Origin of the sequence: Nonomuraea pusilla (assembly GCF_900109355.1) — a bacterium.
GTDB classification, from domain to species: domain Bacteria; phylum Actinomycetota; class Actinomycetes; order Streptosporangiales; family Streptosporangiaceae; genus Nonomuraea; species Nonomuraea pusilla.
Genome location: NZ_FOBF01000040.1, coordinates 1 through 4543, shown reverse-complemented (window position 1 = coordinate 4543; position 4543 = coordinate 1). Strand labels below are relative to the sequence as shown.

Here is a 4543-nt window from a genome sequence, read left to right as displayed (position 1 = left end):
GCCCGGTCGTGTTCGCCGGCATTGGCCAGCGCCCCCACCAGTGCCGCCAACGCCCCCGCTAGATAGGCAGGGTAAGTGATGGTGCGGGCCACGGTCTCGGCCCGGTCATATTCACCCGCATCGGCCAGCACCCTCACCAGTGCCGCCAACGCCCCCGCTTGAACGATGGGATGGGTGATGGTGCAGGCCATGGTCTTGGCCCGGTCATGTTCGCCGGCATCCGCCAGCGCCACTATCAGCGCCGCCAACGCCCACGCTTGAGAATCGGGGTGGGTGATGGAGTGGGCTACGGTCTCGGTTGCCTGGGCGATCACCCGGGCCCGGTCGTGTTCACCGGCATTGGCCAGCGCCCGCACCAGCGCCGTCAACGCCTCCGCTTGAGAGGCGGGGTTGGGGAGGGAACGGGCCAGGGCTTCAGCACGAACGACGTTACCCAGCCGTGCCCACGCCGCAGGTAACCCAAGTGGGAGCTTGGCATTGCGCTCGGCCAGCCGATCCCGGGTGTAGGCAAGTAGCAGCATCATCGACAGGTCCGGCTCCTCCTGCTCGCAGATCACCGCCTGACAGGCCGTGATCTCGGCCAGCGCCGCCGCGTCGCCCCCGCTGATGTCCAGCATCCGGTCGAGCCGCACCCAATCGGTTGCGCACGCGACCATCCGATCCAGATCACCCACTGAACCCAGCAACCGGTGATAACCCCGCAACAGATACTCCGGCGTCTCGGCCGGCCACCCCCGATCCCGGTAACCCTGTGCCCACGCATGGATCCGGTCACGGCACCCTGACAGCGTCTGGTGCCCCAGCGACTCCACCGCAGCGGCGTGAAGCTCCTCATGCGCCAGCACGAATACCCGCGCCCCCGCCCGCCACTGGCTCTCCCGGCCGGCGAACGTCCGTCCCGACACCGCATGCAACCATTTGCGCACGACAGCCGCCGGTGAACCGGTCAGCTCCGCCAGATCCTCGATGCTCAAACCGCCACCTGCGGCCACCAGCAGCCCCAACAGATCGCGGTCGGCGGCGTCCCCGTACAGCACATGCTCCAGCTCGCGCTCAGCGTCATCACGGATGACCTGCGCAGCAGCCGACGGCCTCAACACCCGCACGATCCGCGCATCCCGCAACGGATGCCCCACCGGCACATCCGACGGCACCGGGGGATTGGGCCGCCCAGCCACCACCACCCGCAACCCCTCCACCACCAGCGGTGGTAGCAACGCCGCGATGCTGTGCGTTCCTGGCCCGACCTTCACCCCCTGATCCTCATCCAGTCCGTCCACTACCAAGACCAGTCGCTCACCGGCCTGCATACACGCGCGAGCGGCCTCCTTCAACAACTTGTTGAACCACCCCTGCTGCGTCGATGCTCCCAGCAACGGAGGCAGCGACTGCCCCAACAGCTCCGCCAGCTGTGGCAACACAACATCCAAGAACGCCTGACGATCACTCTGCCCGGCATACCGGGCCGTGATGAAGAACGACACCACCCGCACCCCCGCAGGAGGGTGCAACACCAGCGTCGCCATCAACGCCGACTTGCCCGCCCACGCCGGCCCCTGCCACCACACATAACCCGGCCCGTCCTCGCCCAAGCAGAACGCAGCTAGCTCAGCCAACTCTTCAGAGCGGCCCTCCAACGTCCACGGGAAGATCTGCTCAACCTGCTCCAGGTACGCCGACCGCGCCACCGGCTCCCGATAGACATCCCCGATATGGATGCCGGTGTTGGCATACCCACCGGACTCGGCTGACGCCTTCCCGCTCCGCCGGACACTGCCCTTCCAACGCCCGCCGTCCATACCCCCGCCCTTCGAACGGCGTCAGCTCAACCGGATACCGGAATTGGCATCGCCCTCACCCGAAGCCTTGGCATCCCCGCTCCCGTCCACCACCAAATCTCCGGGCACAGCTCCGGACTTCCCCACCACACCGGTGTTCGCATCCCCCGCCCCCGAAGCCGTCGCCGCCCCCGTCTTCCTGACACGCACCCGACCTCCGTCGGCCGAGACTTCGCGACGACCTCTCCCGGGTTCATGCCGGGCTACATCGCGGACGGAAGGTTCTGGTGAAGGCGCCGAACCAGTGGCGGTCGGCGGTTCAGCGGAAGTCGAGGGTCTCCCAGTAGAGGGCGAACGGGCGGCCGCCGGCCAACCCGCCCACACAGCCACCCCGACCGCCGCCAGCCCAGCCAGCGCCGACACCGCCGTCGCGACCTTGTTCGCGCTCTCCCACTGCAGCCAGACCAGCATCACGGCCACACCGACCACCAGCACAGCCGTTCCTACCAGAACCCATCGCCGAGCCGTCATTCTCGTATTGTCATCCCACAGAGCGTGGCAACGCATAACAATTCACGCAGCGGTTTGCCGTGAGATCACAAGAGGCTGCCGCGCCGCTTCCGGTGATCGGACCTGGCGGCCCTGCGCTCCGGGTCGGCTTGCCACCGGATAACTACGGCTGAGGTGACAGCAGCGCTGACAGCAACGTCCCCACACGCCGACATATCCGCGTCACCGTCCACACGCGCCTGATCACGGTCTCCATCATCCGCGCAGGATGATTGCTCCGCCTGAAAAGCGGAAGGTCGGCAGTCGGACCCTGCCCCTGACCACTATTATTTACCAGCACGAATGCCCCGCCGATGATCAAATGGACGGGGCATGTTTGTGTCTGCGTGTCTATCTGCGTGACTACGGTTCCGGAGCGAGCGGGAAGATCTCGTCCATCACCGTCGCTCCTTCCTGCATGACGGGTCGGATCTGCTTGCGGTAGACCATCTCGGTCACGAGGGTGTTCGTGTGGCCGACCAGCCGTGAGATGTGCTCGATCGGGACGTCATGAGCTGAGAGCAGCGAGACGAAGCTGTGCCGGAGCTCCCGCGGTGTCCATTCCGCCGGGTTGATGCCTTCGGCGCTTTGAGAGCAATTCGGAGGTCACGCCGAACCTTCTCGGCGGTCACGGCGGTCTCGTTCCTGGTGCCGAGCACTCGACTCTCGCTGAACGTGCCGACGCTCTCACCTTTGGCGCGCTCGTCGAGCAGCGCCTTGCGCGCTGTCACACAGTGAACCGGAATCCGCGGGGAACGTCGCGATTTGACGGTCTTGGTATCGCCGGACTTCCGCAGAGAACGCCACACGTATATGGCGAACTGGTCATGCTCCCAACCGGCGTCGGTCACGGCCTGCCAGGAATTTCGGGTGAGGTCGTATGCCACGACGTGATTCCGCCCAAGGTCCCTCAGCTCTTCCGTTCGAGCGCCTGTGAGCAGGGAGATCACGATGTAGGCGCGCATGCGGCGCGCCGCGGTCTCGGCAGCCTTGAGCACCGCTTCGGCCTGGTCGAGCGTGAGTGCCTTGGACGGCCTGCCCACCCTCCCCGCGGGGACCTCGCACAGCTCCACTACGTTCCGCTTGACCACGTCGCGGCGCATGGCGTTGCGTACGGAGCGATCAAGGATGTTGTGAATGAGCTTGAGCGATCGGGTACCGAGGACCCCCGTCTTGCTCGACAGCCAGTGATCGACGTCTTCCACTGACAGGTCCCGGCGTGCAGACGGCGTACTCCAAGATCACGGTGACGGTTCCCGTCGGCACTGGCGCCGGCCACCTCACCCAGGCCTCGGACTTCACCACGATCACGCCCGAAGGCGAGTACGCCGACATCAGGTCAGGCCGCACCCCTCCGGTGACCGTCCAGCCGCAAGGCTTCGCTCTCCAGGTCACCGACCAGGGCGGTAAGGCAATCAGTTTCGGCCCCGGTGACTACATGGTGCTGACGCTGGAGAACGTCACTGTCGCCCCCACCGCCCGGCTGGGTACAGGGGTCGACCAAGGGCGACGGAGCCTTCACCTTCTCCGAGGGCGCGATGCACGTGCGGCGCGAATTTGCCTCCCAGGAAGGCGGGGCCTTGTACGCCGACGAGGCCACCGTCAGCGGCGTCGCTGCCGGGGTACGTGAAGGGGCTTGAGGACGGCGACGGAGACATCACGCTTTTTCCCGGGCGCAGTGAAAGTCTGGAGCAGCCGCGGCTCCGATGGACTGGGCACCCTGTACGCCGCCTCTATACGCGTGAAGAATGCCCCCTACGGGCATGGAGGCGGGTTGATCGACCTCCACGACGAAGGGATAACCGTTTACCTGTCAAAGGACGGGAGTAATGGGCTTGGGAGCGTGACGGCCCGCGCCTGCAACCATTGATCGAGTTGTGGCGGGCGATCCGACCCCAATCCCTTAATCGCATTCGGGCTGCACCGGAACCGGAACGTAGGCCAAAGCCCTCAGGTCGGCCCCGTTCGGCACTCGCCTTGACCTGCCCAGGCAGCCAGCTCAACGTACAATATCGGCAATTCACTTGTCCGGAAATCATGCAGATCGGATTCGCTCGGTCGGGAGAGGCGAATCATACCGATGACTTATGCCGGTTGACACGTGTCCGACCAGCAAGCAAGACTCCCATTATGCAAATAACCCAAGTCTGGGAAGAGCAGTGGACGACGGGGTGGATGACGCTCGCTCCGTTCGAGCTGTACGGCGAGCATTACCT

3 protein-coding genes are annotated in these 4543 nt (G+C 65.5%); all 3 read right to left on the bottom strand.

The annotated features are described in order from the left end of the window. Positions 1-1799: P-loop domain-containing protein (locus BMX74_RS44730; RefSeq protein WP_218154254.1), on the bottom strand; the 1799-nt coding region annotated here is incomplete at its 3' end. Positions 1800-2690: 891 nt separating this feature from the next. Next, complete coding sequence (locus BMX74_RS45275) at positions 2691-2852, bottom strand: hypothetical protein (RefSeq protein ID WP_256257622.1); 162 nt, start codon at positions 2850-2852, stop codon at positions 2691-2693. Further along, positions 2783-3532 carry a site-specific integrase gene (locus BMX74_RS46230; protein ID WP_256257617.1) on the bottom strand — a complete coding sequence of 250 codons (750 nt, stop codon included), beginning with the start codon at positions 3530-3532 and terminating at the stop codon, positions 2783-2785. The genes BMX74_RS45275 and BMX74_RS46230 overlap by 70 nt, the downstream gene beginning before the upstream one ends. Positions 3533-4543 lie beyond the last annotated feature (1011 nt).